The sequence below is a fragment of the Caulifigura coniformis genome, from assembly GCF_007745175.1.
Classification (GTDB): domain Bacteria; phylum Planctomycetota; class Planctomycetia; order Planctomycetales; family Planctomycetaceae; genus Caulifigura; species Caulifigura coniformis.
The window spans coordinates 2,771,379-2,797,313 of sequence record NZ_CP036271.1; the positions used below are offsets into that span (position 1 = coordinate 2,771,379).

At 63.5% G+C, this 25,935-nt stretch carries 16 protein-coding genes (1 of these 16 cut by a window edge); 5 read left to right on the forward strand and 11 right to left on the reverse strand.

Annotated features, from left to right (window positions below; translation table 11 throughout):
• Window positions 1-70: 70 nt before the first annotated feature.
• On the forward strand, window positions 71-1,276 hold the full coding sequence (locus Pan44_RS10910) for a M20 family metallopeptidase (protein ID WP_145030056.1): 1,206 nt from the start codon (window positions 71-73) through the stop codon (window positions 1,274-1,276).
• Window positions 1,277-1,338: 62 nt separating this feature from the next.
• Here Pan44_RS10910 and Pan44_RS10915 read toward each other — a convergent pair whose 3' ends face one another.
• The 8 genes from Pan44_RS10915 to Pan44_RS10950 form a co-directional block, all read right to left on the reverse strand.
• The gene (locus Pan44_RS10915; RefSeq protein WP_231754288.1) at window positions 1,339-2,817 is read right to left on the reverse strand and encodes a DUF1501 domain-containing protein; all 1,479 of its coding nucleotides are present in this window, start codon (window positions 2,815-2,817) and stop codon (window positions 1,339-1,341) included.
• A gap of 29 nt (window positions 2,818-2,846) precedes the next feature.
• Window positions 2,847-5,978 carry a PSD1 and planctomycete cytochrome C domain-containing protein gene (locus Pan44_RS10920; protein ID WP_197454013.1) on the reverse strand — a complete coding sequence of 1,044 codons (3,132 nt, stop codon included), beginning with the start codon at window positions 5,976-5,978 and terminating at the stop codon, window positions 2,847-2,849.
• A gap of 807 nt (window positions 5,979-6,785) precedes the next feature.
• Window positions 6,786-8,492: a hypothetical protein gene (locus tag Pan44_RS10925; RefSeq protein ID WP_145030061.1), complete on the reverse strand. Its 1,707-nt coding sequence runs from the start codon at window positions 8,490-8,492 to the stop codon at window positions 6,786-6,788.
• Window positions 8,489-9,823 (reverse strand): DUF1501 domain-containing protein, encoded by a 1,335-nt coding sequence (locus Pan44_RS10930; RefSeq protein WP_145030063.1) that lies wholly within the window; start codon window positions 9,821-9,823, stop codon window positions 8,489-8,491. The genes Pan44_RS10925 and Pan44_RS10930 overlap by 4 nt, the downstream gene beginning before the upstream one ends.
• Window positions 9,824-9,836: 13 nt before the next feature.
• Window positions 9,837-12,128: a DUF1549 domain-containing protein gene (locus tag Pan44_RS10935; protein WP_231754289.1), complete on the reverse strand. Its 2,292-nt coding sequence runs from the start codon at window positions 12,126-12,128 to the stop codon at window positions 9,837-9,839.
• 122 nt (window positions 12,129-12,250) lie between these two features.
• Window positions 12,251-14,845, reverse strand: a complete 2,595-nt coding sequence (locus Pan44_RS10940) for an alpha/beta hydrolase-fold protein (RefSeq protein WP_145030065.1) — start codon at window positions 14,843-14,845, stop codon at window positions 12,251-12,253.
• A gap of 131 nt (window positions 14,846-14,976) precedes the next feature.
• On the reverse strand, window positions 14,977-15,852 hold the full coding sequence (locus Pan44_RS10945) for an alpha/beta fold hydrolase (protein WP_231754290.1): 876 nt from the start codon (window positions 15,850-15,852) through the stop codon (window positions 14,977-14,979).
• An 80-nt stretch (window positions 15,853-15,932) separates the two neighbouring features.
• Complete coding sequence (locus tag Pan44_RS10950) at window positions 15,933-17,132, reverse strand: hypothetical protein (RefSeq protein WP_145030069.1); 1,200 nt, start codon at window positions 17,130-17,132, stop codon at window positions 15,933-15,935.
• Window positions 17,133-17,454: 322 nt separating this feature from the next.
• Here Pan44_RS10950 and Pan44_RS10955 point away from each other — a divergent pair, with 322 nt between their 5' ends.
• From Pan44_RS10955 to Pan44_RS10970, 4 genes are all read left to right on the forward strand, one after another.
• Window positions 17,455-18,648, forward strand: coding sequence for an FIST signal transduction protein (locus Pan44_RS10955; RefSeq protein WP_145030071.1), 1,194 nt, complete (start codon window positions 17,455-17,457; stop codon window positions 18,646-18,648).
• Between the two features lie 409 nt (window positions 18,649-19,057).
• Window positions 19,058-19,876, forward strand: a complete 819-nt coding sequence (gene hisN / locus Pan44_RS10960) for a histidinol-phosphatase (RefSeq protein ID WP_145030073.1) — start codon at window positions 19,058-19,060, stop codon at window positions 19,874-19,876.
• 709 nt (window positions 19,877-20,585) lie between these two features.
• Window positions 20,586-22,037, forward strand: a complete 1,452-nt coding sequence (locus Pan44_RS10965; protein WP_145030075.1) for a hypothetical protein — start codon at window positions 20,586-20,588, stop codon at window positions 22,035-22,037.
• A gap of 171 nt (window positions 22,038-22,208) precedes the next feature.
• Window positions 22,209-23,732, forward strand: a complete 1,524-nt coding sequence (locus Pan44_RS10970; protein WP_145030077.1) for a sulfatase family protein — start codon at window positions 22,209-22,211, stop codon at window positions 23,730-23,732.
• Here the strand turns inward: Pan44_RS10970 and Pan44_RS10975 are convergent.
• The 3 genes from Pan44_RS10975 to Pan44_RS10985 all read right to left on the reverse strand — a co-directional run.
• Window positions 23,683-24,279 carry a GNAT family N-acetyltransferase gene (locus Pan44_RS10975; protein WP_145030079.1) on the reverse strand — a complete coding sequence of 199 codons (597 nt, stop codon included), beginning with the start codon at window positions 24,277-24,279 and terminating at the stop codon, window positions 23,683-23,685. The two genes, Pan44_RS10970 and Pan44_RS10975, sit on opposite strands and share 50 nt — an antisense overlap.
• 17 nt (window positions 24,280-24,296) lie before the next feature.
• Complete coding sequence (locus Pan44_RS10980) at window positions 24,297-24,857, reverse strand: GNAT family N-acetyltransferase (RefSeq protein ID WP_145030081.1); 561 nt, start codon at window positions 24,855-24,857, stop codon at window positions 24,297-24,299.
• Between the two features lie 182 nt (window positions 24,858-25,039).
• Window positions 25,040-25,935, reverse strand: partial view of a zinc metalloprotease gene (locus Pan44_RS10985; protein WP_145030083.1) — the 3' portion only. The gene runs 115 nt beyond the window's last position; 896 of the gene's 1,011 nt are visible here — the last part of the coding sequence; its start codon lies off the right edge, out of view; it ends in the stop codon at window positions 25,040-25,042.

The following is a 25,935-nucleotide window of genomic DNA, read 5'->3' on the forward strand; positions in this document are numbered from 1 at the left end:
AGTCTGGCTGATGCTAATTTCCTGACGCAAGGGTCGTTCCACATTCCAGTGTCAGTCTTCGTAGGCCTCAATGATCGTCTCCGACAGGCAACGCACGGTCGAAGACATTCTCTGTCGACTGATCGAGATCCCCAGTGTCAATCCGATGGGACGCGAAGTCGACCACGACATCGCGTTCGAGTATCGATTGACCGACTGGCTCGAACGATTCTTCCGGTCGCTCGGGGTTCCCTGCGAACGCTGGGACGTTGCTCCCGGTCGCCCCAACCTGGTCGCGCGATATGACGCTCCCCACGCTTCGAGCACGATCCTGCTCGATGTCCATCAGGACACCGTCCCCGTCGACGGGATGACCGTGCCCCCCTTCGAACCGATCGTCCAGAATGGAAGGATCACCGGACGCGGCTCGGCCGACGTCAAGGGGGGGATGGCGGCCATGCTCTTCGCGTTTCGCCGGCTGGTCGAGGAGCGGCCTGCCGGTTCGGCCAATGTCGTCCTCAGCTGCACCTGCGATGAGGAAGCCACGACGCTGGGAATCCGCGACCTCGTTGATGCCTGGACGTCGGGCCGTTCGAAGCTGCTGCCGTCCGCCCCCGATTTCGCGATCATCGCGGAGCCGACGTTGCTCGACGTCGTCGTCGCGCATCGCGGAGTTCTGAGATTCCGCATTCGGACGACCGGCGTAGCCTGCCACAGCTCCGATCCGACACAAGGCGTGAATGCGATCTATCGCATGGCCAGAGTTGTGGCGCGCCTGGAACAGTATGCGGCCGCCTTGCCGTCCAGTGCGGAGCCTCATCCCCTGTGCGGCGCTGCAACGCTCAGCGTCGGACGCATCGACGGGGGAATGAGCGTCAACATTGTTCCCGACTCGTGCACGATCGAGATCGATCGCCGGTTGCGGCCGGGTGAATCCTTCGACCGGGCGTATGCCGACATTCAGGAGGTTGTGACTCGCGACCTGGACTTTCCCGTCGAGTTCGAACCTCCATGGATCGAATGCCCGCCTCTTTCGGATGCATTCAACGGATCGCTCACCCGAACCCTGCTCGACCATATCGAAGCGGTGGCCGGCACTCGCGAGGCGATCGGCGTCCCCTTCGGCACACATGCGGCCTACACCTCCGGGGCAGGAATTCCTTCCGTTGTCTTCGGACCCGGCTCGATTGCGCAGGCCCACACCAGGGATGAGTTCATCGAGATTGATCAGCTGCAAATGGCAGCGGAGATCCTTTTTCGCGTCTGTGCGGGGCCGCCGGCGCGCCGCCCGGAGTAGCTCGGGGAACGCTCGAGGAGAACGCCATTCGGGGGTGTGGGGCTCGCGAAGGCCGGCCATTGTCAGGCCTCCTTCGCCGTCTCCGCCGCCACGGTTTCCGGTCGGCGCAGGATGTCTTTCACGATGTGGCAGTCGCGCTTTGCCGTGATGATCTGCTCCTGCCCGTTGTGCTGGTAGGTCAGCTTCCTGTGATCCAGCCCGAACAGGTGCAGAACGGTTGCCTGGTAGTCGTTGGGGGTGACGATGTTCGTCACGGCCTTGTGCCCGACTTCGTCGGTTTCTCCGTACGCCATGCCCCCCTTGATTCCGCCGCCCGCCATCCAGATGGAAAAACCCTGGCCGTTGTGGTCGCGGCCGCACTGGTCGCCAGTTCCTTCCGTCACGGGCAGTCGACCGATCTCGCCCCCCCAGTGCACCAGCGTGGTGTCGAGGAGGCCGCGCTGCTTGAGGTCTTTCACGAGAGCTGCGGACGGTTGATCAGTTTTTCGTGCGATCCCCGGCAACCCCGCGCGGATGTTGGTGTGGTTGTCCCACGGTTGGCCGCCCAGGAACAGCTGCACGAACCGGACTCCTCTCTCCACCAGCCGACGCGCAATCAGGCATCGCGTTCCGTATTCGCGGGTCGCATCGTGATCGATGCCGTACATCTCCTGCGTGGCCTTGGTTTCCTGGGAGATGTCGAGTGCTTCCACGGCCGCCGTCTGCATGCGGGCTGCCAGTTCGTAGCTCGCGATCCGCGCCTCGAGGTCGGCCTCGGCCGGGTGCTGCTCGAGGTGCCTGCGGTTGAGCTCGCTCAGCAGTTCCAGGTTCTTGCCCTGCAGCGTCCCTTTCAGGTGGGGCGGAGGATTCAGGTTCAGGATGCGCGGTTCCGTCGGACGCAGCACCGTCCCCTGGAACAGCGGCGGCATGAATCCTGGCGACCAGTTGTTCACTGCGTCGACTGGATGGCCGCCTGGGTCAGTCATCACCATATAAGCCGGAAGGTTCTGCGATTCCGAACCAAGACCGTACACCAGCCACGATCCCAGCGTGGGCCGGCCGAGGACCGCCGGGATCCCGCCATGGAAGTAGCGGATCGACACTTCATGGCCGTTGTGCCCGGTGTGCATCGACCTGATCAGGCACATGTCGTCGACGATCTGCGACGTATGCGGGAGCAGTTCGGAAAGCTCGGTGCCACATTCGCCGCGGGGCTCGAACTTCCACGGGCTTCCCAGCAGCGCCTTGCTGGCGCGGTTCACGAAGCTGTAGGTGATGTCTCCCGAGTAATCCTTTCCATCGAGCCGGCTCAATTCCGGCTTCGGATCGGTCAGGTCCATGTGCGATGGGCCGCCGTGCATGAAGAGCGAAATCATCGCCCGCGCCGTCGGCTCATGATGCGGCTTCTTCGGCAGCAGCGTATGCGCTACCTGCCGCTCGGCGACTGATGCGGGCTTCGCCAGCGCCTGTTCCTGCTGCAGCATCCACGCCAGGGCGATCGAGCCGATGCCCATGGCGTTCTCTGCCAGAAACTCGCGTCGTGTTCTCAATGGCATGGTCATGACTTCGACTTCAAAACGAAGTGAACGATTCAGTCCACGTACAGGAACTCATTCGAGCTGATCAGTTGCTGGCAGAGATTCGTCAGCATCAGCATCTGGTCGTCGGCCGGCGGCCTGGTCTTCTTCAGATCCGCGGGGATCGAATTCAGCGTCTCGAGCTGTTCGACGGCAAACTGCAGCGCCCGCTCGAACTCGTCCTGCGTGATGTCCCGGCTGTACGCCGATTGCCACGCGGCGGCGAGCTGACCGGGCAGGGGGGGCAGGCTGTCGACCGGTCCGTGGAATCCCGCCTGCGAAGCCCACGACATCGCGGCTCCGCCCGACTTCGAGATCGTGACGGTCCACTCGAACGAATCGGCGTTCTCATTGGCCCGGCAATCCAGGACGAAGTCGAGCGTGTCACCCGGTTCAATCGCCACAGAGGCGACATCCGATTGCACGCTTCCGTTCGTGGCGATGAAGTTCCCGACGATGCCGCTGCGGCTCGAGACGATTCGTCCGCGCACACCGTCGCCGTTGGGTGAACCGTGCTTCAGCGATCCGGTGATTGAGACCGTCCCCGCGACCGGAGCCGTCCAGCGACGGATCGCGGCATGATCGGCTTTGCCGCTCGGATGTCCTCCCGTCGCATGCAGCAGGACCCAGCCCCGTTCGGGATCAGGAACTTTTTCGCCGCCCTGCCACTGTGTGCCCGACCAGTGCGGGAGCGGCGTGAACGATTTCAGACGACCCGCCTCTTCATCGATTCCCCCGTAGCCGAAGCTCCAGGGGGACGCGGTGCTCGCTGCGATGCGTTCGGCCAGCTCGGGGCGAATTGTCAGACTGCTGGTCGACGCCGGCGTTTGCCGCGACTTTTCAGCCAGCTTGCGGGCCAGGTCCAGCACCGATTCACTGTTCATCAGCATCAGCGATTGAGCGGCGACGGTGGAGCTCGGACGACGCTCACAATTGAGGTCCATGACCGGTGCATCGAAAGCCGTCAGCATGCTTTCCGGTTGTGTTCGGCGAACCTGCAGGTACACGCTGCGCCGCGGAACCGCGTTCTGGACGATGATCTGCCCCGCGTCATCTGCGACGACGGGAACGGACGGCCCGAACTGCGTCCGGTCGAGGATATTCGAGACCGCGAGCATCCGGTCGCGGATCGTTTCTGCGGTCAGCCGACGCACGGGCATCCGCCCGTAAAACCGGTTGTCGCCGTCCAGTTCGTCTTTCTTCGGCGAGCGACGCGACGACTGCTGGTAAGTCGACGACAGCATGATCTGGCGGTGGAGGGCTTTCAGACTCCAGCCGTTCGCCATGAACTCCGACGACAGCCAGTCGAGAAGTTCGGGATGAGTCGGCAGTTCGCCGAGCTTTCCGAACTCGCCGGGAGTGCCGACGATGCCGCGGCCGAAGTGATTCATCCACACACGGTTGGCGATCACTCGTGCCACGAGCGGATGCTGACCCGATGTGAGCCATCGCGCCCAGGCCAGACGTCGGCCGGTGCTCGGCAAGGCTTCGTCGTCGCCTGGGAACTTCATCGGTTCGTTCGGCGGCGAGGCGATCTGCAGGTCCGCCGGACCGATCGGGTGTTTGGGCTGCCGATGGTCGCCGCGATGGAACAGGAAGGTGACCGGGGCCGTCTTCGAAGGCTCGGTCAGAGCCGCCACGAAATCTTCCACCGGCTTCTTCGCGCGAATGGTGTTGATCTCTTCGCCCAGCTTCTTCAGTTCTTCCGCGGCTTTCGGGTCGTACTGATACAGCGTGCCCGGAGAAATGTTGACGCTGGGCCGCTCTTTCAGAAGCTGCTTCTGCTCGTCCGTCCGCTTGTCGGCCGGGGTGTGATACGCCGTCTTCAGCGTCTCGCGCAACTCTTCCGGATGCTTTTCGAGCTCTTTGGCCAGAGCGGCCTCCATATACTCCTTCTGCTTCGCGTCGCGCGTCTCAATGACGGCCTTGGCCTCCTTCTCGATCTCGGCCGACTTCGCGCGGTCCGCGTCCGTGTACAGTGAAACCTGCCGCTGGGCTGGAGTTTTCCACGCCTTCGGATCGTAGGCCGGCTCGAGAATCGAACGGATCGCGTAGTAGTCCGACTGCGGGATCGGGTCGTACCGATGGTCGTGGCACTGCGCACAGCCAACCGACAGGCCATACAGCGAACTCGTCACGATCTTGATCGTGTCCGCAACCACCTGGTTGCGAGTCAGGTCGGCGTCCCCTCCCGAGGCCGTCCCATCGGCCCCCATTCGCAGGAAGCCTGTCGCCGTCAGGATCTCGGTCTGTTCCGGCGTCAGGTTCACGGGCGGCTGTGGAATCAGCTCGTCGCCGGCCAGCTGCTCGACGAGGAACTGGTTGAACGGCTTGTCCGCGTTGAGCGAACGGATCACGTAGTCCCGGTACTTGTAGGCATAAGGCCTCACTGGATCGGCCGTCGACACCCCGTCGGAATCCGCATAGCCGGCGACATCCAGCCAGTGCCGGCCCCAGTGCTCACCGTAGTGGCGCGAGTTCAGCAGGTCGTCGATCAGCTTGGGCCAGGCGTTCGGCGAAGCATCGTTGATGAACGCCAGCACCTGTTCGTAAGTCGGCGGCAGCCCGGTCAGGTCGAAGTAGGCGCGCCGGACCAGCGTTTCGCGGTCGGCAACGGGATTCATCGTCAGCCCGTTCTCTTCGAGCTTCGCGAGCACGAACGCGTCGATCGGATTCGAAATCCGGTCTCGCGCCTGCACCTCGGGGGCATCAGGCCGGCGGATCGGCTGAAAAGCCCACCACGACCGCTCTTCCTCGGTGATTCCCAGGCCGGCTGGAATCGTCTCCGGCTCCGGGCGAATCGTCGGGGCGCCGGCTTCGATCCATCGGCGCAGCGTTTCTTTCTCCTCCGCGGAGACCTTCGCTTCGCCTGGAGGCATTTCTCCCTGTTCGACACGCTGCCAGATCAGGCTGTCCGCCGCCTTGCCCGGGACAAGAGACGGGCCGGAGTCCCCCCCTTTCGTCTGGAATCTCACCAGTCGCAGGTCGAGGCCTCCCTCGACATCGGCTGTGGCGCCGTGGCAATCGAAACAGTGGGCGCGGAGGATCGGCCGGATGTCCGCTTCGAACGTCAGTTGAGGTTCAGCGCCAACTGCACACAAAGGCGCAATGGCGACCAGGGCAAGGGCCGGGCCGAAACAACGCAAGGCAGACATCCTGTAAGGTGGGATCAGGAGGCGGGATCTGCGGGCTGCTATGGTCCCCTTGCGCACCGTCTCTGACAAGAGCGCACCGCGTTTCTCCGGGCGACTGCAGATAATTCCGTGTCGAAAGCGACAACCGCCTGGCGATGGCCGTGGCACGGTCCGGGGCTCACTGCCGCCTCAGGAGGCAATCACGCGCGGATTGTGCCCTACGGAGCGCGTGGACAAGAAAAAAGCCCTTGCGAGACAGGAGCTGGCGGGCGGGCTAAAACCTACCGCTCAACCACCCCGCAAGGGTGTGCGAATACTCTGCGAATGTCTTCGAACATCAACCGATAAACTCCTCCGTAACGCCTGCCATTCGGGAAAACCCCACGTCGCGAGGCGATCATTCGACTGCGATTCCCCTTGGTGGGAATGGAGACGCGCGGCGCTGGTTCAATTCTCGGCCGTTTTTTGGACACGCTTCCCTGATTGCCGCGTCGTCTGCGTGCCGCTGAAAATGGCCGGAACCTGCGCTCGCAGGAATCTCTGCGCCTCGTTCGAGTGAGCCGACTTTCAATTGACGCAACCAACAGACGTCGAACAGCGATGTGTGACCCGACCGATTCGGTCTCTTCGCAGCAGGAACTTGCCCTCTCTCCGCACTCCTGCTTGCCTCTTGGCCCTGACCCCTGCAGTCATCACGCGGCCTTTGCTTCCAGGCCGACCCTCGCGTCACAGCACACCAGTCAAGAGTTCTCAAGTTTGTCGACCCGGAATGTTCCCGGTGATCACAAGAGAGTGCCAACAGCAACCCGTCGTCAGAAATCAACTTGAAGGCTTCGCCACGACCGTCAGCCAGAGTGTATCAAAACAGGCCCCCAGTTGCACGGGAGTCCTTGCAAAACGCCTTGTTTCAGTCGGTTCTTGAGCAATTCCCCTGATCCGTACTGGACCGGAGTAGGCGCCTCCCTTTGCCAGAAAACTCAGCTTCACCTTTTTCGACGAGTCGCCTTTCGTCTCCGAAATCACGGGCTCGACCGTCACTCCTTCCGGCAGGTCCACCGCTTCCACGGTGATGGCGCCGACGCCTGATCCACGGCGCTGGACGTTCACGGTCAACTCCGCCGGCTTGTCGCTGGTGACCACGAGCGCATCCGCGCTGGTGGTCAACTCGAAGTCCGGAGCATCCATGCGCGCCGTCAGCTGGTAGAACGCCCGATCCGATCCCCGGCGATGTCGGTCGCGGATCGTCAGTTCGTAATCGCCGTCCTGCGTCGCCGTGTGCGCCAGGATCGGCGCTCTTCGGGGAGACGGGTCGTCGAGCGTCGCGACAACTCCCCCCTTCGGATCCTTCAGCTGCATCACCGGGTCGATCGGAAACTCCGATCGGCCTTCCGCCACGATCACGACCGGCTGCCCTTTCTTGAGGCTCAGTCGATAGCGATCCATCTGGCGCGAGACGGTCAGGCGACCGGTCACCGCACCCGGAATGGCCAGCGGCACGATTTCGTCCACGGCATGTCCGATGTTGGCCGAGGCGGGATAGGGCGTCAGACGCACGCGGGCGGAACCACCCCACTGAGGCGAAAACACCAGCCCCAGGCGCGACTCCGATGCAACGCGGTCTTCCCCCTGCGGCTCCAACTCGAGAAGCCCGTGAGGTTCGGCTCCCCCGAACGGAACGACCGCCGCCGTCGTCCCTGCCGCGAGATTCCAGCCGAGCGGCTCGACCGCTCCACCGTCCGTCAACGCGGTCGACATCGGCAGCGTGTGATCGACAAACGGGCCCGTCGTCACCGTCAATCGGTAAATGCTCGTGTCGCCCCCGGAGAAGGCGATCGTCGAATCGGGAGTGGACGGAAACGCGAACAGCCGGATCACGTGGACGCCGGACCTGGAGGCCCGGAAGACGAGGCGGGGATCGAGTCCCACTTCATCGTGATTCTCGGCCAGCACGAAGCCTCGCTCATCCGCCACCTGCAGGATCGAATCGATCGGCGAGCCGAGTCGGGTGCTGGCATCGACGGCCGCCACGACGACCTGGCCCGCCTCGAGTGTGATTGCGAAACCATCGACGTCTCCTTTCGTGAGAACGCCATTCATCGTGACTTCCGCACCCTCCAGCTTCTGCGCCTTCGACGGCGCGTTGTTCGGTTCGACTTCGCTGACCTCTTTCAGGCTGCCGATCAGGAAGGGGACAGCATTGGAAGCCCCCTCCGCGTTGTGCAGCCGGATCCAGACGCGATCCGCGGCGAATTCCTCGGGAATCCTGATGTCCAGCTTTCCCGCTTCCGTCCCCGGCGTGATCGTCACCCCTCCGGCGGCCACGGAAACAGGCCAGTCGAACTTCCCTTTGCACGTCACCGAAACCGTCGAGCCCCGCTGTCCGCCCGGCGGAAAGACGTGTGTTAAGGTCGGAGCAGCGGCCATCACTGAATGGCCGAGCCCAACGGCGACGAGAGTCGTCAGACAGGCGCGCACTGCCAGACGCGTCACGACGCGGGCACGTTGGGAAATGTCCGCTCGAATCATCCCATCAACTCGGCAATCGGCCGCGAATCGCTGACCAGGTGTGCGGGGCGTCCGGATGGCGTGTACAGGATCTTGTCCGGATTAATTCCCAGCTTCAGGTACACCGACGACACCAGGTTTTCCGGCGCGTACACATTCTCGATGGCTGAGAAGCCGTTGCGATCGGTCGCACCGACCACCTGCCCGCGCGGCGTCTTGCACCCGGCGACAAGCACCGACAGGGCGCTCGACCAGTGGTCGCGCCCCGGCGTTTTCCGGTCGGCAAGCGTCGAGATCTTCGGAGTGCGGCCGAACTCGCCCATGACCAGCACGAGGGTCGTGTCGAGCAGTCCTCGCTGGTCGAGGTCTTCGATCAGCGCCGCGACGACCGAGTCCAGCTCGCGCCCCTTCTTCTTGAATGCCGGGAAGATGTCCGAGTGGTGATCCCATCCGCCGCTGTTGATCGTGACGAACGGCACGCCTGCTTCAATGAGTCGACGCGCCAACAGCGCCTGATGCCCGAACGAATTCCGGCCGTACGCGTCCCGAACCTGCGCGGATTCCTGCTGGATGTCGAAGGCCTTGAGGGCATCGGGCGACGTGATCAGCGACACCGCCTGCTGATAGTTCTCATCCGCCCCCAGCACCGGGTCGCCGGCCGCCTGGTCATTGAACCGGAGCAGGCTGTCGAGGTTCTGGCGCAACTCGCGTCGACCCGTCACGCGACCATCCATCAGGCCGTTGGGAATCGTGACGTCCCGGACCCGGAACGATTCCTTGCTCGGATCGCCGCCGACGACGAACGGAGCATGCCGGGCGCCGAGGAAATTGGGGCCGCCCGAACGCGTCATCGAAGGCAGGGAGAAGTAAGGGGGCAGACCCGGAGGCGCCCCGCGCTCGGCGGAAACCACCGATCCCATGCTCGGGTGGAAACTGACGAACGCCCCGCAGCCGACCGGGATCCGCGTCGGAGCGCCGGTCATCATATAATGGTTTCCGGCCCCGTGGTTGTTCTGATCGTGACGGACGGACCGCACGATCGTCAGCTTGTCGGCGATGGCCGCCAGCTTTGTCATGTTCTCCGAAAAGAACAGCCCGGGCACCTTCGTTTCGATCGGATGATACTCGCCGCGAATCTCGGCCGGAGCATCGGGCTTGGGATCAAACGTCTCGAAATGGCTCGGGCCGCCATCCAGCCAGACCAGGATGCAGCTGGTTTTTCCGGCCGCAGCTGTCGCCGCCTGTGCCCGTCGCCCGATCGCGCTCGCGAACCCGCCACCCAGGACTGCTCCCAGTCCCAGTTTCAGGCAGTCGCGACGCTCCATCCCTTCGCAGTTGCGGTGAATCGCCATCGTGAGGTCCTGTTCAGTCGACGAAGTAGAACTCAGGAGTGTTCAGCAGCGCCCAGAACAGATCTTCCATTCCGGCGCGGCGGTTCTTGGGATCGGCCAGCAGTTCAGACGCAGTCGCCACCTCCGAGTTGGTCGGCATGCGGCTGTAGACGCGTAGGAACACCTCCTCGACCAGTTCCGCGACAGGTCGATCGCTCGCCGCAAGTTTGGCAGGTTGGGCGTCGTCCTTCGAGATCTTCTCGTTGAGGGTTGGCGAATTCATCAGGTGCAGGATCTGCGGCGTCGTCACATCACTGGTCCGCTCGCACGGCGGATCCTGGTTGGGATCAGGCCGGCCGAACGTATCGAGGAACAGCGACGAAGAACGGTGGGTCCACAGCTGCATCGCCCTCGATTCTGGAGGCATGGCTCCGAAATCATCGGTCGTTCCGAGGACGTCGTTCACTCCATCCAGCAGCACTTCCGCCCGCATTCGCTGGCGGTAGTATCGCGAGAAGTTTCGCAGGTCGGACGCGTTGCGTTCCGTCGGAACCGTGCTCAGCTCGAACACGTGCGACGTCATGATGGTCCGGATCAGATGTTTGACGTTGTAGCCGTGGCTCCGGAAGTCCTCGGCGAGGAAGTTCAGCAGTGGATCGTTCGACGCGGGATTCGTGGCCCGCAGGTCATCCACCGGGTCGACGATCCCCACCCCCATCAACTCGCCCCACACGCGGTTCGCCATTACCTTCGCAAACCAGGGGTTCTTGTCGCTGGTCATCCACTCGGCGAGGATTTCCCGCGGTTCCTCGTCGGCGCTGAGAGCCAGGGTTTCGCCGTTCAGGGTCTTCGGATCGACGCCTGCCCCCGTACGGCCATGCGTGACCTGGCCTTTCGGAAGGGTGTAGATCACTTCTTCGGTCCCCGAGATCGGCGGCGACAGCCCGCCCTGGTGGCCCACTCGCGCGAAGAACGACGCGAAGCCGTAGAAGTCGTCCTGGCTCCAGATTTCAAACGGATGATGATGGCACTTGGCGCATTCCAGCCGGACTCCCAGGAACAGCTGGCTCACCGACGATCCGATTTCCACGGGCGAAGGCCGGTCGCGGAACATCACTGTCGCGCCATTCTTCCACGTGCTTCCCTGCGCCGTCACCAGTTCGCGAACGAACTCGTCGTACGGTTTGTTCGTGCGGAAGGCCTCGCGGAGCCAGGCGTCCATGTTCCAGACGGCTTTGATGCCCGCCCGGTAGGGATTCGGCCTGAGCAGGTCGGTCCATTTGTTGGCCCAGAAGTCGCCGTATTCGGGTCGATCGAGCAACTGATCAATCAGCCGGACCCGCTTGTCTGCGCCGGTGTCCGCGAGAAACGCACGCGTCTCGTCCACGCTCGGCAGCCGGCCGATCGCCCGCAGGTAGGCCCGGCGATGAAACTTCGCGTCGTCGACCCGCTCCGCCGGCAGCATCCCGAGCGTCTTCAGCTTCTGCCAGACCAGCTCATCGACCTGGTTGTGCCTGGGAAGCTGGGCGTACTGCTCGTCCGGAATCTTGCCGGGCAGCGGAATCGTGACCGTGCAGACGGCGATGTGGCTCAGGTACCGCGCCATGACGGCCGTTTCACCCGAGAGTGCTCCGGCTTTCAGCAGGCCGTCGTCGCTGACCGTCGCGACCGTGCGGTCGTTGGATTGAAAAGCGGCGCTGTCGGTGACGTCGCGGCGGCGACCGTCGGTGTATTCGGCAATCGCTCGCAACTGCACCGATTCGCCCGCTGCCAGCTGCTGAGTCGCCGGTTCGACCACGACGCGAACAATCGTCGGGGCGTCGGCGGGAGTTCGCGGAGCGCCTGATTCAATCCAGGAGCGGATCAGCTGGTAGTGCGGGCTGCCGGCTTCCAGTCGCTTGCCACCGCCGTGCGGCGCCTTGCCGCTGGCCTTCTGCAGCAGCAGGCTTTGATCAGGAGCAGACGGGAAGATGCGACGTCCACGCCCTTCCTGAACGATGGCGGCGTAATCGAAGTCCTGGTCGAACGCGAGGAGTGAAAGAGCGAAGCCATTCTGGCCTCGCGACTTGCCGTGGCAGGGGCCGGAGTTACATCCCAGGCGGGTCAGCAGCGGCTGAACATCCGCTTCAAACGTCACCGTCGGCGCCTCGGGAAAACTCGCCGGCGCTTGCTCATCGGCGCCGTGGGCCCAAGTCCCTGTCAGCACCCATGTGCCAACAAGCACCAATAGCAACCACTGGCGGGTGCGTGCGTCCACCATGAGGGGCGAGATTGTCGAGGAGGGATTGGGAGGCGGGATCGCCGGGCGAGCCAGGCGACGTTCCATCAATCGTCGCCGATGAATGGTCGTTGTTCAATCCAAACTGGAACTTTTGTGCCTCTCCAACGCTGTCCAGGCCCCGCAAACCCTCGAATCGGACCTCACCCCGGCCCGTCAGACGCGAATCGTCACTCCACCTTGAGCTTCCGGCGATACACCGTGTCCCCGTTGGTGACATACAGGAAGTCGTGCCCGACGCCCGCCAACAGGCAACTTGTCAACGGCTGGGACTCCTTCGGCTTTGGCAACACGCCGCACAGCCGCCCGGTCGCATCGAAGACCTGGACCCCCAGCGCCGATGTCACGTAATAGCGCCCTGCCCGGTCCACCGCCATGCCATCTCCCTTCGAAGCAGCCAGGTACGGGGGCGGCGCGTTGAACTTGAATTCCCCCTTCGGATCGATCGGCAACCGCATCGTCATCGTCGGCAGCTTGGAATCGAGCGACCCGTCGGCGTTCACGCGGAACGTCCAGACGATTTCACCGCCCGAATCCGAGACCGCCAGCGTCCCCTGGTCATTGGAGACAGCAATTCCGTTCGGACGGCTGATTCCAGTGTCCGCGACGACCTTTTCGCCCGATTTGATGCTGATCCGCGTGACCTTCTTGTCTTTCGTCTCCGTGATGAAAATGAAGCCGTCGCGAGTGATGGCCAGGTCGTTGGGCGTCACGCCCGTCGCCACTTCCTTCACTTCGCCGCTCCGCGGGTCGAGCGAAATCACCCGCGACTTCGCCCCCTGGCAGCCATACAGCAGACCATCAGGACCGAATTCCAGGCCGCTGATCGATTCCTTCGCGATCACCGTCTTCTTGCCGTCCGCCGCGGCCACTTTGTAAACCGCTGGCGCCTTCATGTCGGAGTAATAGAAGTTCCCCTCGGCATCCGTGCAGGGGGCATCGGCGAATCCGAGATTCTCCGCGACGACCTCCCACGTCTGGCCCGGAACCAGCAGCTTCAGCAGCGTCATGTCTCCCCTGAGATCCCCCTTCGTGTCGAAAGTCGGGGTGAACTTCTCCTTGCGCCACAGCCATTTCAGCGCCTCGGGAAACTGTGCCCCGCCGAAATCGGCGTTGTGGCCATATCCTTCGGCCCAGTCGAAACGAACGTCGTAGCCCATGTAGGTCAGGGCCGAGTTCATCTGCTGGTTCGCGAGTGGCCAGTTCCCGAACGGGTTGTCGAGGTCGCCGCTTGTGTCAGCCATATAGACTCGCAGCGGTTTCTGCTCCGTCTTGCGGATCAGCGACGCGTAAATGTCGCCCCCCCGAAGATTCACGAAGCTGCCGACGTTCGTCAGCACCTTGCGGAACGCTTCCGGCCGTTCCCACGCGACGGTGAAGGCACAGATGCCCCCCGAACTCGATCCGCAGATGGCTCGCATCTCCGGATCTTTCGAGATGCTGTACTTCTTCTCGACCTCCGGCAGGATCTCCTCCAGGAGGAACCGGGCATAGCGGTCGCCCAGGCTGTCGTACTCGAAGCCGCGATTGGAAGGCTTGGCCTTGGGATCAGGATTCTTCGAGCGGTCGTGCCCCGGATTGATGAACACGGCGATCGTCGGCGGCATGTCGCCCCGCGCGATCAGGTTGTCGAACACCACCGGCACGCGCCAGCGTCCCTTCGGATTGCGAAAACCGGAACCATCCTGGAACACCATCAGGGCCGCCGGCGTCTCTTTCCGGTATTGCGCCGGAACATAAATCGACCACTCGCGCGTCGTGCCCGGGAAGATCTTCGATTCCCAGGTCGGCATCTCTTCGATGGTTCCATGCGCAACATCCGTGCGTTCGACGGCGTCCGGATGGGGCGTCCACGTCGGTTTGGCGTTCGGCGCCACTTCGCCGCCGGCCGGCGACGTCTTTGCCTGGTCCGACCACAGCCATCGCAGGGCATCGGGCAGGGCTGTGCCGGCCGCGTTGCCGTTGTGCCCCCCGTCGGTCATCACGAACTGATGCTCATAGCCGGCGAACTGGAGCGCGGCCGACAGATCCCGGTTCGCGAGCGGCCAGTTCCCGAACAGGTTGTTCAGGTCGTCCTTCCCCTCCTGCAGGAAGACCTTGATCGCCTTGGGAGACGATTTCGATTTGCGGACCAGTCCGGCATAGGCCCACCCGCCCCGAATGTCCGTAAAGCTGCCGATGTGGCTCATCACCTTGCCAAACTGGTCTGGCTTCTCCCATGCGACCGTGAAGGCACAGATGCCGCCCGAGGAAATCCCGCAGACCGCGCGCTGCTTCGGATCGGTCGAGACATTCAGCCCCTTGAGCGCGACCGGCAGGAATTCGTCGACCAGAAACTTCGCGTAGCGATTCCCCAGTGAGTCGTATTCGAGCGACCGGTTGCTGCGATCTTTCGCGTCAGGCTTCGTTGCCGGAATCATTCCGGGATTCACGAACACCGCGATCGTGACGGGCATCGCCCCCTGCTGAATCAAATTGTCGAAGACGACCGGCACGCGGAAAGCGCCGTCGGGCTTCGCATAGGTGGCCCCGTCCATGAAAACCATCAGGGCCGCGGGCTTCTCCCCCGTGTACTGCGCCGGAACGTAGACGCTGTAGTCCCGCCGCGTGCCGGGGAAGATGCGGGTCTCTGTGAACACTCCGCTCGTGGTCTTGCCCGCAGGCACGTTCGGCTGCTTCTCGCGATCGCGCGAGGCCGATTGGGCGGCGGCAGGGACCGCCGTCGCCAGGACGGCCAGAACAAAACACAGCACGAACCGCTTCATGGTGAGAGCGCTCCCGCATTCGTCCGCTGATTTCAGACACCCGCCACCGTTGAATGCGGTGGACGTGCTTCAGACTCGATCATGATGGAAGCCGCCACCTGGCCGCAAGCAGGCTGGAACGCCTGCAGTTCTCACCGCGAACCCAGGAAGCTTCTCACTTCAGGAATCATCCGTTCGATCGCGTCCTCGAACACATAATGCCCGGCGTCCGCGTACGTGACCGTGCGGGCGTTCGGGAAACGCGCCTGCCATTCCTTGAGGAACTCCATCGTGAAGCACCAGTCCTTCTCTCCCCACAACAGCAGCAGGGGGTGATTCTGGAACTGTGCGAGTCCCTCTTCGATCGTCACGAGCGTGTCGTAGCTGCGGTGCCCCGGCCCGAGCGGGATATCCAGAACGAATTCGTGCGTCGCGATGCGGTTGGCCCAGTTGTCGTACGGTGCGATGAAACCGGCCCGCGCCGCGGGGGAGAATTTGTCCTGGTGCTCCACGGCCATCCACAACGCCGAGCCTGCGAAGGCATTGAAGCCTCGCACCGCCAGCGCACCGAGAAATGGAATCCGGCAGACCGCGATCCGCAGCGGAATCCGCTTTGACCGGAACGCGGCCGTGTTCATCAGGATGAACTGCCTGAAGCGATCGGCCCGCCGTCCGGCCGCCCCCATTCCGATGCAGCCCCCCCAGTCGTGTCCCACCAGCGTCACGTCGCGCAGGTCCAGTTCGTCGATTAGCCGCGTCAGGTTTGAGACGTGATTCTCAAGGACGTAGTCGTACTTCTGCGGTTTGTCGGACAGTCCGCACCCGATGTGATCGACGGCGATCACGCGATGATCGCGGGACAGGTCCCTCAACAGATTCCGCCATGCGAACGACCACGTCGGATTGCCGTGCACGAACAGTACGGTCGGCCCCGAACCCTCATCCACGTAGTGATACTTGAGGCCGCCGAGATCAAGCACGTGCGGCGCAAACGGATACTCGGCGGACCAGTCGGGCGAAGGTGACACGCGGCGGAGTGTAGCGGCGTCGAAGGGCGTCGCAACAACGAGCGGAAGACGACTGAAGCCCACCAGGCCGAGCCACCGGTTCAGCCTGGCCGGCCTTCGATCGCCCATCCATCGAGCGGCAGATCGGTTTTGACGAACCGCTTCCGCCAGACGCGCCAGTGCAGGATCGCCAGGTTCCGTTCCTCGTCACTCTGAAAGCCAATCGTTCCCGGGCGAGGGGCGCCATTCTGTTCGAGATACGACTTCATTCCATGCTTGGCCGGATGCTCGCGGCGCATCCTCCACAGGGTGACGAGGGCCACGTCGCGAACCTGAGTCTTCAGCGCGTCACTGGGACGCTGCGACTGGAACGTCTGCAGCTCCGTTTCGTTGCTGAGCAACTGCTCGACCAGCGGAATGTCCTGCTCGAGGCCGAACGACGACAGGAAGAGCAGCGCACTCTGGATCTCCAGTGCCGTCGCGGCGCCTGCGACGATCTCGCGTGCCGGGACGACTCCTTCCCGGTATCGATACTGCTGGGCCAGGTGCAGCCGGGCGTCGGCCGAACCGCGGCCGGTCTGCTGGATCCACGCCACCAGGATCGACTTCAGCGTCGCGTTTCGTTCGCCCGCGAGGACCTGGTTCTGAAACCACGAAAACTCGGCCGGGCGACTGATCAACTGGGCCTGGATCGGCGTCGGATCGCATTCCGGCTGACAGGCAGACAAGAGCAGCGCCGCCAGCTTCTCCGCTCCCTCCGGACCGCTTCGACGGGGCCACGGCGAAGCGGACGTGCTCCATTCGCTGACTTCCCGGTTGAACTGCTCGGCAAACTCGGAGGTTCCGAAGCTCAGCAACAGCTGGGGCGAACGATCGAGCATTGCCACGAACAGGCGTCGTGCGGCCGGCGAGTCATCGACAATCTGCAGGTAGCGGTCCCAGGCCGGGAGCTGGCCGTCGGACAGGGCTCCAGAAAGGATGTCCGCCTTTTGTGTTTCCAGGACCTGCAGCTCGATTCGTTGAAGGATCTCGATCGCCCGGAACCGAACTTCCGGTGACTCCGATTCGGTCGCCTGCCGCAGATACGGGATCGCGGATGCGCCGGCCCGCAGCAGCGTGTCGCCCGCCTGATGACGATCGGTAAAGGATGTCGATCCCAGCCGCCGAGTCGCGTGCGAGAGGTCCAGTGAAGGGGAAGGGCTCCCCATGCCCTGTGCGCCAGCAATGGCGATCGCCAGCGCCGGCGCCCAACGCCACGCCCGCGCCGTTTTCTGCCAGGAGCCTCGACGCCTGTTCGCCATCTCGCATCCTCGTGGTCGCGTTCCGTCCGCCTCACTCTAGCAGCCCGCAAAATCGACGGGCCACCCAATTTTCATTCTGCTGCACCGGTGAGGTTCCCATCAGAGCTCCTGGCGTGCGCTCGGCGCGAGCCGAGCCGATCCCATCAGGCGTTGACCATTGTGAATCAGAGACACACCTTCGAGTTTCCGTGAACCCCCGCGACAAGCCGGCGTTTCAATTCTATGATGCACCCACAGCGGCGCGAAATTCTGGCGGGTGATTCCATGTGTCTTGGGAGATTCCAGCCGCGTGAGGCCGCACTCTGATTGATTTCGTCCGACCATGCGCTTCGCAGCCGATCTCGACCAGCATCCGAACGCGGGCCTCTCGGCTCTCAGGGTCGGAGAATCGCTCCGGCGGCAGCTGCAGCACGAATCGGCCGATCTCAGCATTCTCTTCGTGACCCCCGCTCACGCGGAGCATTTTGAAGACATCGTTCAGTCGTTCCGCAAAGAGCTGCCGACCCGACATCTCCTCGGCTGCACGGCCGAGTCGGTCGTCGGACGTGACCGCGAAGTCGAGGGCGGGCCCGCCATCAGTGCCTGGGCCGCGTCGCTCCCCGGCGTCGACGTGCAGACGTTCCACGCCAAGTTCGAGCAGACGCCCGACGGCGTGCTCTCCGACGGCCTCCCCACCGCGGAAGACCTTCCCGGCCAGGTCCGCACGGTCCTCCTCTTCGGCGATCCCTATACCTGTCCCGCCCGGTTCCTCATCGACCGTCTCGCGGATGACCTCCCCGGAATCCCGCTTCTCGGCGGAATGGCCAGCGGCGCGAGCAATCCGGGCGAACACCGTCTTGTTCGCGATGACGAGATCACCAATTTCGGCGGCGTCGGCGCTGTTCTGAGCGGTCCGATCAAGGTCCGCAGCGTCGTCTCGCAGGGCTGCCGCCCTGTCGGCCGCCCGTTTGTGATCACCCGCAGTGAAAAGAACGTCATGTTCGAGCTCGGCGGCCGTCCGGCCCTCGAGCGGCTCCGCGAAACCTTCGCCGAACTGCCTGACAAGCAGCGGGCGATTTTCCAGCGGGGGCCGCATATCGGCATGGCCATGAACGAGTACCAGGACCATTTCGACCGCGGCGACTTCCTGATCTCCAGTGTCATCGGCGCTGATGAGGATGACGGCGCCGTCGCAGTCGGGGCGATGGTCCGCACCGGGCAGACGATCCAGTTCCACGTCCGGGACGCGGAGTCGGCCGATGAAGACCTTCGGTCGATGTTGAGTCCGCTCAAGACCATTCCCGAAGGGAAGGGACGCGGCGCCTTGCTGTTCACCTGCAACGGCCGCGGCACGCGCATGTTCGAGCAGCCGCATCACGACGCCGCCGTCGTGCAGTCGATGATCGGCCCGATTCCGATGGCCGGGCTCTTTGCCCAGGGAGAGCTGGGCCCCGTCGCCGGCCGGAACCACATCCATGGCTTCACCGCGAGCCTGGCGATCTTCGAGCCCGAATTCGAGCTCCCGCCCGTGCGTTAGGTCGTCCGGGTGATTCCCGTGCGCCGCGGCCTTGAACTTTGCGCGGGGGCCTGACGGGAGATGTGTGACGACCTGTGACTCGACGTGTGACAGCGGAAAGCTGCTGCCCCATTGGGCTTGCACATCTGTGACATGTGTGACGAGTTTTTTGAGATCATCGCCCCCGCGTTAGGCCGGGGGAGCACTTACCTCTCCTGAATTGCCAAAGAACGAACTCTCTTCCCTGATGGGAGTGGTTGCGCGCGGGTCAGGAACCCCTGGGCAAGAGGGGGGCGATGATCGGTGGACGGCGACGTGAATCCCGTGCGTCACGTCCTGGACAGTTGTGTCATGGTCGGGCGACCATGACACTCCCCGCGACCGCCGGTCTCCTTCAATCCAGCTCGTTCAGCGTTGCCCGTCAGCCCTCATGTCCAATCCGATTGCCGACCGCCTGCAGTTCGCCCTGGAAACCTCCGCCCGCGCGGCCGAACTGATCCTGTCGTACTACCACCTCGGCGACATTCCGGTTGAACTCAAAGCCGACCAGACCCCGGTCACCGCGGCCGATCAGGGGGCCGAGCAGCTCATGCGGGCCGAAATCCTCAAGGCGTTTCCCCAGGACGGGGTCCTCGGCGAGGAATTTGGAGAAACGCCCGGGACCTCCGGCTATCGCTGGATTCTCGATCCGGTCGACGGCACGAAGTCATTCATCTCAGGAGTGCCTCTCTTCGGGACTCTTGTCGGGGTCGAACACAACGGCGAGCCGATCATCGGCCTTTCCCGTTTCCCGGCCCTGAATGAGGTGGTCTATGCCTCCAAGGGGCAGGGGGCCTGGCGCAAGATCGGCGATGCCGAGCCCGAGAAGGCCCGGGTGCGCAACACGGCCCGGCTCGAGGACGGCCTGTTCACGTTCACCTCCGTGGGGACCTGGGACCTGATCGGGAAGCTGGATGCGTTCACGCGTCTGTGCCAGACGGCCCGCCTGACTCGTGGCTGGGGCGACTGTTATGGCCACTGCCTGGTTGCCACCGGCCGGGCGGATGTTCACGTCGACCCGATCATGAGCCTGTGGGACGCCGCGGCCCTGCTGCCGATCCTCACGGAGGCGGGAGGCCTGTTCCTGAACTGGAACGGAGAATCGACGACCGCTGGCGGGAACGGCATCTCGACGACGCCGGCTCTCAGGAATCAGGTGCTCGACGTGCTTCACGGACGGATCGAGCCCACCACCCGCGGCCGCGATTGAACCTGGCGGGCTCCTGTGCCCCGGCCTGTGCGAGGAGCGGGGCCGGCTTCGCACGTGCGGGCGAAGCAGTATGGCCACACAGCTCCGCGCAGCAAAAAAGAGAGGGCAGCGCAGCCGCCCTCATCGAAGAAGTGTTCTGCTTAGAGACCGCACAGGGATTCACCCGCTGCGCGAGAATGCCATTACGTGGCCTTGCTGCACTTCTTGCAGCGAACGCGATATGTCACGAGCGAACCGCACTTCGTGCAGCGCTTGGCTTTCTTGGCGAGCTTGGCCTTGGTGCGAGGACGGGTACCCATCGGACTCTTTCGTGACGCAGTCGGATTCAGATTCGAAATTGCGAAGCGGGGGATTGTGAGCGTTTGGTTCCCGTGAGTCCAGCCCGCTACAGGTGGTTTTCTGCGTGGCAGCCTGCGGTGGCGATCTGGCGGATCACCTCACGGGGACATCCGGCACGTCTCCGACGTCACTCCAAGACGGGGGGACGCTCCAGATCGCACCGTCTATCTGGTGCAGGCCTCACGTTCCACCGAGCGTTGCGGCGGTCGGCCCTGCCACAGGCCAAAGGGCATCGTTCTGCCCGGGGCTGGGTCGATATGCCTGACGCGAGATCGAGCCAGGCCGGCTCAGGATCAGAACGGGTTTCCGATCCTCCTTTCGCAGGCAGTGCTTTTCCTGGCTTTTCGGGTCTTTCTGCGGGAATTCTCTGATGCTCTCATCGTTGTTCACCCGTCGCACGGTCGCACGGTCCACCCGCGCCAATGCCGGTCTCCGGCCGAGCGCGGAGATGCTGGATGCGCGAATTCTTCCGTCGGCGACGGCCACGTTGTCGCGAGGCGTTCTGACGGTGAAAGGAGACGTGGCGGCGGCCAACAACCTCACGTTCGAGACGATCAACGGCGGGAACGGAGTTCGCGTCACGGGAACCGGTGGCACGCTGCTGAACGAAGACCTCACAGAGCTCGATTTCGCGGGGGTCACCAGCATCAAGGTCATCACGGGGGCGACCTCCGACTCTATTACGATCAGAGCCTTCGATTCCTTGACCGTGAAGAATGTGACGTTGTCGCTGGGCAACGGAAACAACACGGTCAGCATCAGCGACGCGGTCATCGAAGGCAAACTGGCCATCACGACGGGGAACGGCGAGGACACGATTCGAGTCGCGTCGATTGCATCATTCGGTACATCCACGAGCGTCACCACTCTGAACGGGCCCGTCACGATCAATACGGGAAGCGGCGCGGACAGCATTATCATCAGGTGTGACACAGCCTTCGACAGCTCCACGGCCTTCATCACGCTCAATGGTCCCCTAACCATCAACACGGGCAACGGTGACGACCGGGTCGTTTTCGAGTCGTTCGCCGCGTTTGATCAGGCTGCCAGCACTTTGACGCTGAACGGGATCGTGAAGGTCACGACCGGGAACGACAACGACTTGATCGACGTCGTGGCGGACGGAGGCTTCGATAGCGCGTTTGCCGACTTCGACGTGAACAACCATTTCACGATCAACTCCGGCAGCGGCGACGACGGCATTTCGGTCAGGACTGCCGATTTCTTAGGCGGCCATGGCGATCTGGATTTCAGCAGAAACCTGACGATCGCTGCCGGCAATGATGACGACGAGGTCTGGATCGGCAGTTCCTCATCGGACATCGCCATCGGAGGCATCCTCCGGGTGACAACCGGCAGCGGCATCGACGATCTGACCGTGGAACGAGTTCAGCAGACGTCCTCCGTGGGAAGCAACAGCTTCTCGATGGGCAACGATCTCGACACCGTCAGGATTCGGGCCAGCGTGTTCGCCGCAGCGACCAGCACGAACCTGGGAAGCGGGAACAACAATGTTCTCGAGATCAGCCAGGCGGGCTTCCAGGGGAATGCTTCCCTGATTTCGCAGGGCCGCGAGGATGTCCTCAGGATTGAAAACACCTCCTCGCCCTACATTGGCGGAACGACGTTCTCCGGAAAGGTGACGGTGTCAGCAGGCCCCTCGGCCAGTCTCCTGATCGGCTTTGACAACTCCTCTCCGCTGACGACATTCCTCGGCTCGGTGACGCTGACCGGCAAGTCGCCATTCGGAACGGCGACGTTCATCGATGGCCGAGTCGTGTTCACGATTCCTCCGGTGGTGAAGAAGTTCCAGCTCGCCTGATTCGCCAATCAGCAGAACGCTGCAAAGGTGCGAAGCCCGCGGAACCCCTCCGCGGGCTTTTCGTATTGGGCGAGCGGGATCCGAAGAGGACTTCAGCCCCTGTGGCGCTCCGCAGCGGGGGCGGAACGCCCTCCTGTTCGTCCGGAAGCGGCCCGCCGGTACAGTGCAGTGATGATGACTCCCTGTGCCATCGTGCTTGCCGCCGTCCGCGTCCGCCGTTCTGCCGGACGTCTACTGCTTCTCGGGCTGTTGCTGATCCCTCTCCCGGTGCTTCAGGCGGCTGACACGCCCCGCCGCCCGAACATTCTCTGGCTCGTCGGCGAGAACCTCTCGCACGACCTCGGCTGTTATGGCGCAAAGAACGTCCACACCCCGCGGCTCGATGCCCTCGCCGCCGGCGGGCAGCGGTTCACGCGGGTGTTCGCCACGAACCCCGCCTGTGCCCCGAGCCGGTCCGCCTTCTTCACCGGCATGTACCAGACGACGACCGACACGCATCACATGCGGTCGCACCGGACGGACGACTTCCGGCTTCCCGACGGCGTCCGCCCCGTCACCCACCGCCTCAAGGACGCCGGATACTTCACCGCCAACATCAAGACCGTCGCAGGCCACAGCGTCGGCACCGGCAAGCTGGACCTAAATTTCGTGAACGAAGGGCCGATCTACGACGAAGGGGCCGCCGACTGGAGCGTTCTGAAAAGTCACCAGCCCTTCTTTGCCGTCGTGAATGCTGAGGAATCGGAGTACGACATCTACGACCGCCAGAGCAAATCGAAGCAGCGCGTTGAATGGGTGGGGGAGAGGGAGCACGTTCCACACGCCAGGCCCGACTCCGTCACGCCGCCACCTTATTACCCTGATCACCCCGTCGTTCGCGAAGAGTGGGCGCGGTACCTCAATTCCGTTTCCGGGATGGATCTGCGGTTCGGTCGAGTCCTCGACCAGCTCCGCGCCGATGGCCTCGAGGACAGCACCGTCATCCTCTTCTTCGGTGACAACGGACGCCTCGAGCCTCGCGGCATCCACTGGTGCTATGACAACGGGCTCCGCGTCCCGATGATCGTCAAATGGCCGGCGTCGTTCGATCCTCCTGCGCATTACCAATCGGGGACCGTGGATGACCGCGTGATCAGCCTGATCGACGTGACCGCGACGACACTCTCCATCGCCGGAGCCGCGGTCCCTGCGACCCTGCACGGCCGGCCGTTCCTCGGTGGCGCCGCCGCCGGATCTCGCCGCTACGCCTTCGCCGCCCGTGACCGGATCGATGAAACCCGCCAGCGCATCCGCTCGGTCCACGATGAGCGCTTCCACTACATCCGCACGCTCAGCACCGGCCCGACCTTTTCCTCACTCAACCGCTACAAGGAGAAGTGCTTCGCCATCATGCCCGTCATGCGGGAGCTGCATGCCCAGGGCCGCCTCACCGGACCGGCCCTGGAACTCATGCAGCGCACCGGACCGTGCGAAGAACTCTACGACACGCAGGCCGATCCCCACGAAATCCGGAACCTGCTCGGCTCCGAGTTGCCCGAACACCGCGAAGCCCTGGCACGTCTGCGGGCGGCACTCGAGACCTGGATGGTCGAAACCGGCGACCGCGGCGCGATTCCCGAGCCGGATTCCGTGGTCGCGCCGTTCGTCAAGGAGATGGACGACTGGTTCGGCACTCCCGCGTGGGCTCGGCAGTAAGCGCGGGGTGCTCGTGGACGGCCACACGCTGCAGCGCGTCGCCATCGAGCACGTACCAGCAGTCGTCCACTCCGTCCTCGCGACGCCAGTCGGGCAACGGTCGCTCCTCGAATCCGAGCCGCTGCAGTAACCGCCGTGAACGCAGATTGGCCCGGTCCGCGCAGGCGCAGACCGCCGACACGCCGCTGCTCCGCAGTTCCGCGATCATCCGGGCCACTGCCTCGCTGGCGAGCCCGCGCGACCAGTACGGCCGGAAGACCACGTAGGCAATCTCCGCTTCGCTCTCGCAGATCGTCGCCTGCACGAACCCGACGAATTCGCCGCTGTGGGTGAGGCGCAGCACCCAGTTCCACCACTGCTCGCGACCATCGTCGGACTGCCGCCTGCTCAAGCGCTGATACCGCAGCCGCAGCCACTCGACAGATTCCGGCGGCCTCTCGACAAGAAACCGATGCAGTTCGGCATCGCAGAGCCCGGCGAACATTCCCTCCGCATGCCCCGCCTGCAGCGGCTCGAGGGTCAGCCGGTCTGTGACGAGCGTCCGCAATCTTCCCCTCAACCGCTTTACACCTGCGCTGCCGGCTCCAATCGCAACGACTGGCGATCGGCCGCGAAAAACAGGTCGGTCCCCGGCGCCGTGCCGCTCGACGCGACTTCAAAGCCCAATCGGGTCAACAGCCGCCTCGACGCCTCGTTTCGTGGATTGACCCGTGCGATGAAGTGCTCGATTTCCTCATCGAGGAGATGGGAAATGGCGGCCCGGGTCGCCTCTCCGGCAAATCCCTGGCGATGAAACCGGCGGAAGATCGTGTAAGCGATGATTCCCAGCGACCCTGCCGCCACTGTCGCGCGCACGAAACCCATCGGCTCGCCTGTGGCGCGGCTGCGAATGATCCAGTGCAGCCAGCGTTCGTCCCGATCGGGAGAAACCCGTCGTTCCAACTGGCGATAGTACTCCGCCAGCTGGGCTTCCGACTCGGGCGGGTCCGCATCCATGTGCTCGTAGAGCCCGGAATCGCTGAGTTCCGGATACATCGCCGCCGCGTCGTCGGCCGTCAACGGAGTCAGAACCAGCCGCTCGGTTTCGAGCGTTGGCATGACAGGAGTCTCGTCCTCTTCGGCCATGCACTGACTCCTTGCAAACCCGTGTTTCCGCCGCGTGGATTCCGCCCCACCCGGGCGTCGCCCAGCACGGAACCATCCTCCTCCGGCCACTCGATCGTCTGATCGCAGACGTCAGGCCGCTTCATGACACACAGGGGAGGCACAGTCTCCCACCGCCGTCCGCGGCGGCCTGTCCGTCGATGTCAAACTGGTTTCGGAGTTGCGGCGGAAAGTTTTGTCTCGACCGACCAGTCCGTCGCGGTCGTCGCGGTGTGGAGCGCCATGCGGGCGGCCCACGGCGCAGCGTTGGAAGCCTCGAACGTGGTTCCGCCGCCCATGATATTAGCGCCGCGCTCCGGCAGGGCAAGATGTCCATAGCAGGCATTCGAATTGCTCCCGCCGTTGAAGAGGGCCGGGAGTGTCGACTTGCTTGCCGCGGGAAGGGTGTCGTCCATGAGGACGGCCAGGCTGCAGAGCGGATCCTTATGGGAGACGCCGATATGCGGCAAACCGAGCGAATGGCCGATCTCGTGCGCCACCGTCGAGAAATTGGTGACGTTGGTCACTGTGCCGTGGATATCGGTCGTCGATGTGTTCGCGTCCGGGAGTGCATCGTAATTGCCGTACAGCGTCGAGTGAGACCGGAACTGACCGTCCTTCAGGTCTTGCTCGCTGAATCCCATTGAGGTTTTCGCGAAATCCTTATCGAGATTCACAACGCTGATGGAGGTGTGGGCGTTCGCGGCGTCCTCGACGACGTTGATATACAGGTGGCAATAGACGTTTGGCCGCACGCTCGTGGCCCCTATTTTCACGTCGAGGCCCGTATACGACGCCGGAGGAACGAGCCAGAACCGGTTCGTCCACCGGGCCGCTTCGCGTTTGAAGTTCTGGACGAAACGCGTCCATTCGGTGCGGGTCCACGGGCGGATGAGCCACATCACGTTGTCGAAGTCGAAGAATGGCAGCCGCATCTGCCGTGGGATGCCTGAGGGAAGGATGGGGTTGAGATGAACGTTCAGGATCAGCGTCAGGGTATGGTTTTGAGAGCCGTCCTTGAGAATCAGATAGGAATCGAAAGCCGTCCAGCCATTGTTGA

Coding starts and splice junctions, on each gene's coding strand:
- Pan44_RS10965 (WP_145030075.1), top strand. CDS start 20,586: ATGCTCTCATCGTTGTTCACCCGTCGCACGGTCGCACGGTCCACCCGC.
- Pan44_RS10955 (WP_145030071.1), top strand. CDS start 17,455: ATGCGCTTCGCAGCCGATCTCGACCAGCATCCGAACGCGGGCCTCTCG.
- Pan44_RS10940 (WP_145030065.1), bottom strand. CDS start 14,845: ATGAAGCGGTTCGTGCTGTGTTTTGTTCTGGCCGTCCTGGCGACGGCG.
- Pan44_RS10980 (WP_145030081.1), bottom strand. CDS start 24,857: ATGGCCGAAGAGGACGAGACTCCTGTCATGCCAACGCTCGAAACCGAG.
- Pan44_RS10910 (WP_145030056.1), top strand. CDS start 71: ATGATCGTCTCCGACAGGCAACGCACGGTCGAAGACATTCTCTGTCGA.
- Pan44_RS10925 (WP_145030061.1), bottom strand. CDS start 8,492: ATGATTCGAGCGGACATTTCCCAACGTGCCCGCGTCGTGACGCGTCTG.
- Pan44_RS10930 (WP_145030063.1), bottom strand. CDS start 9,823: ATGGCGATTCACCGCAACTGCGAAGGGATGGAGCGTCGCGACTGCCTG.
- hisN (WP_145030073.1), top strand. CDS start 19,058: ATGTCCAATCCGATTGCCGACCGCCTGCAGTTCGCCCTGGAAACCTCC.
- Pan44_RS10915 (WP_231754288.1), bottom strand. CDS start 2,817: ATGACCATGCCATTGAGAACACGACGCGAGTTTCTGGCAGAGAACGCC.
- Pan44_RS10935 (WP_231754289.1), bottom strand. CDS start 12,128: ATGGAACGTCGCCTGGCTCGCCCGGCGATCCCGCCTCCCAATCCCTCC.
- Pan44_RS10950 (WP_145030069.1), bottom strand. CDS start 17,132: ATGGCGAACAGGCGTCGAGGCTCCTGGCAGAAAACGGCGCGGGCGTGG.
- Pan44_RS10970 (WP_145030077.1), top strand. CDS start 22,209: ATGATGACTCCCTGTGCCATCGTGCTTGCCGCCGTCCGCGTCCGCCGT.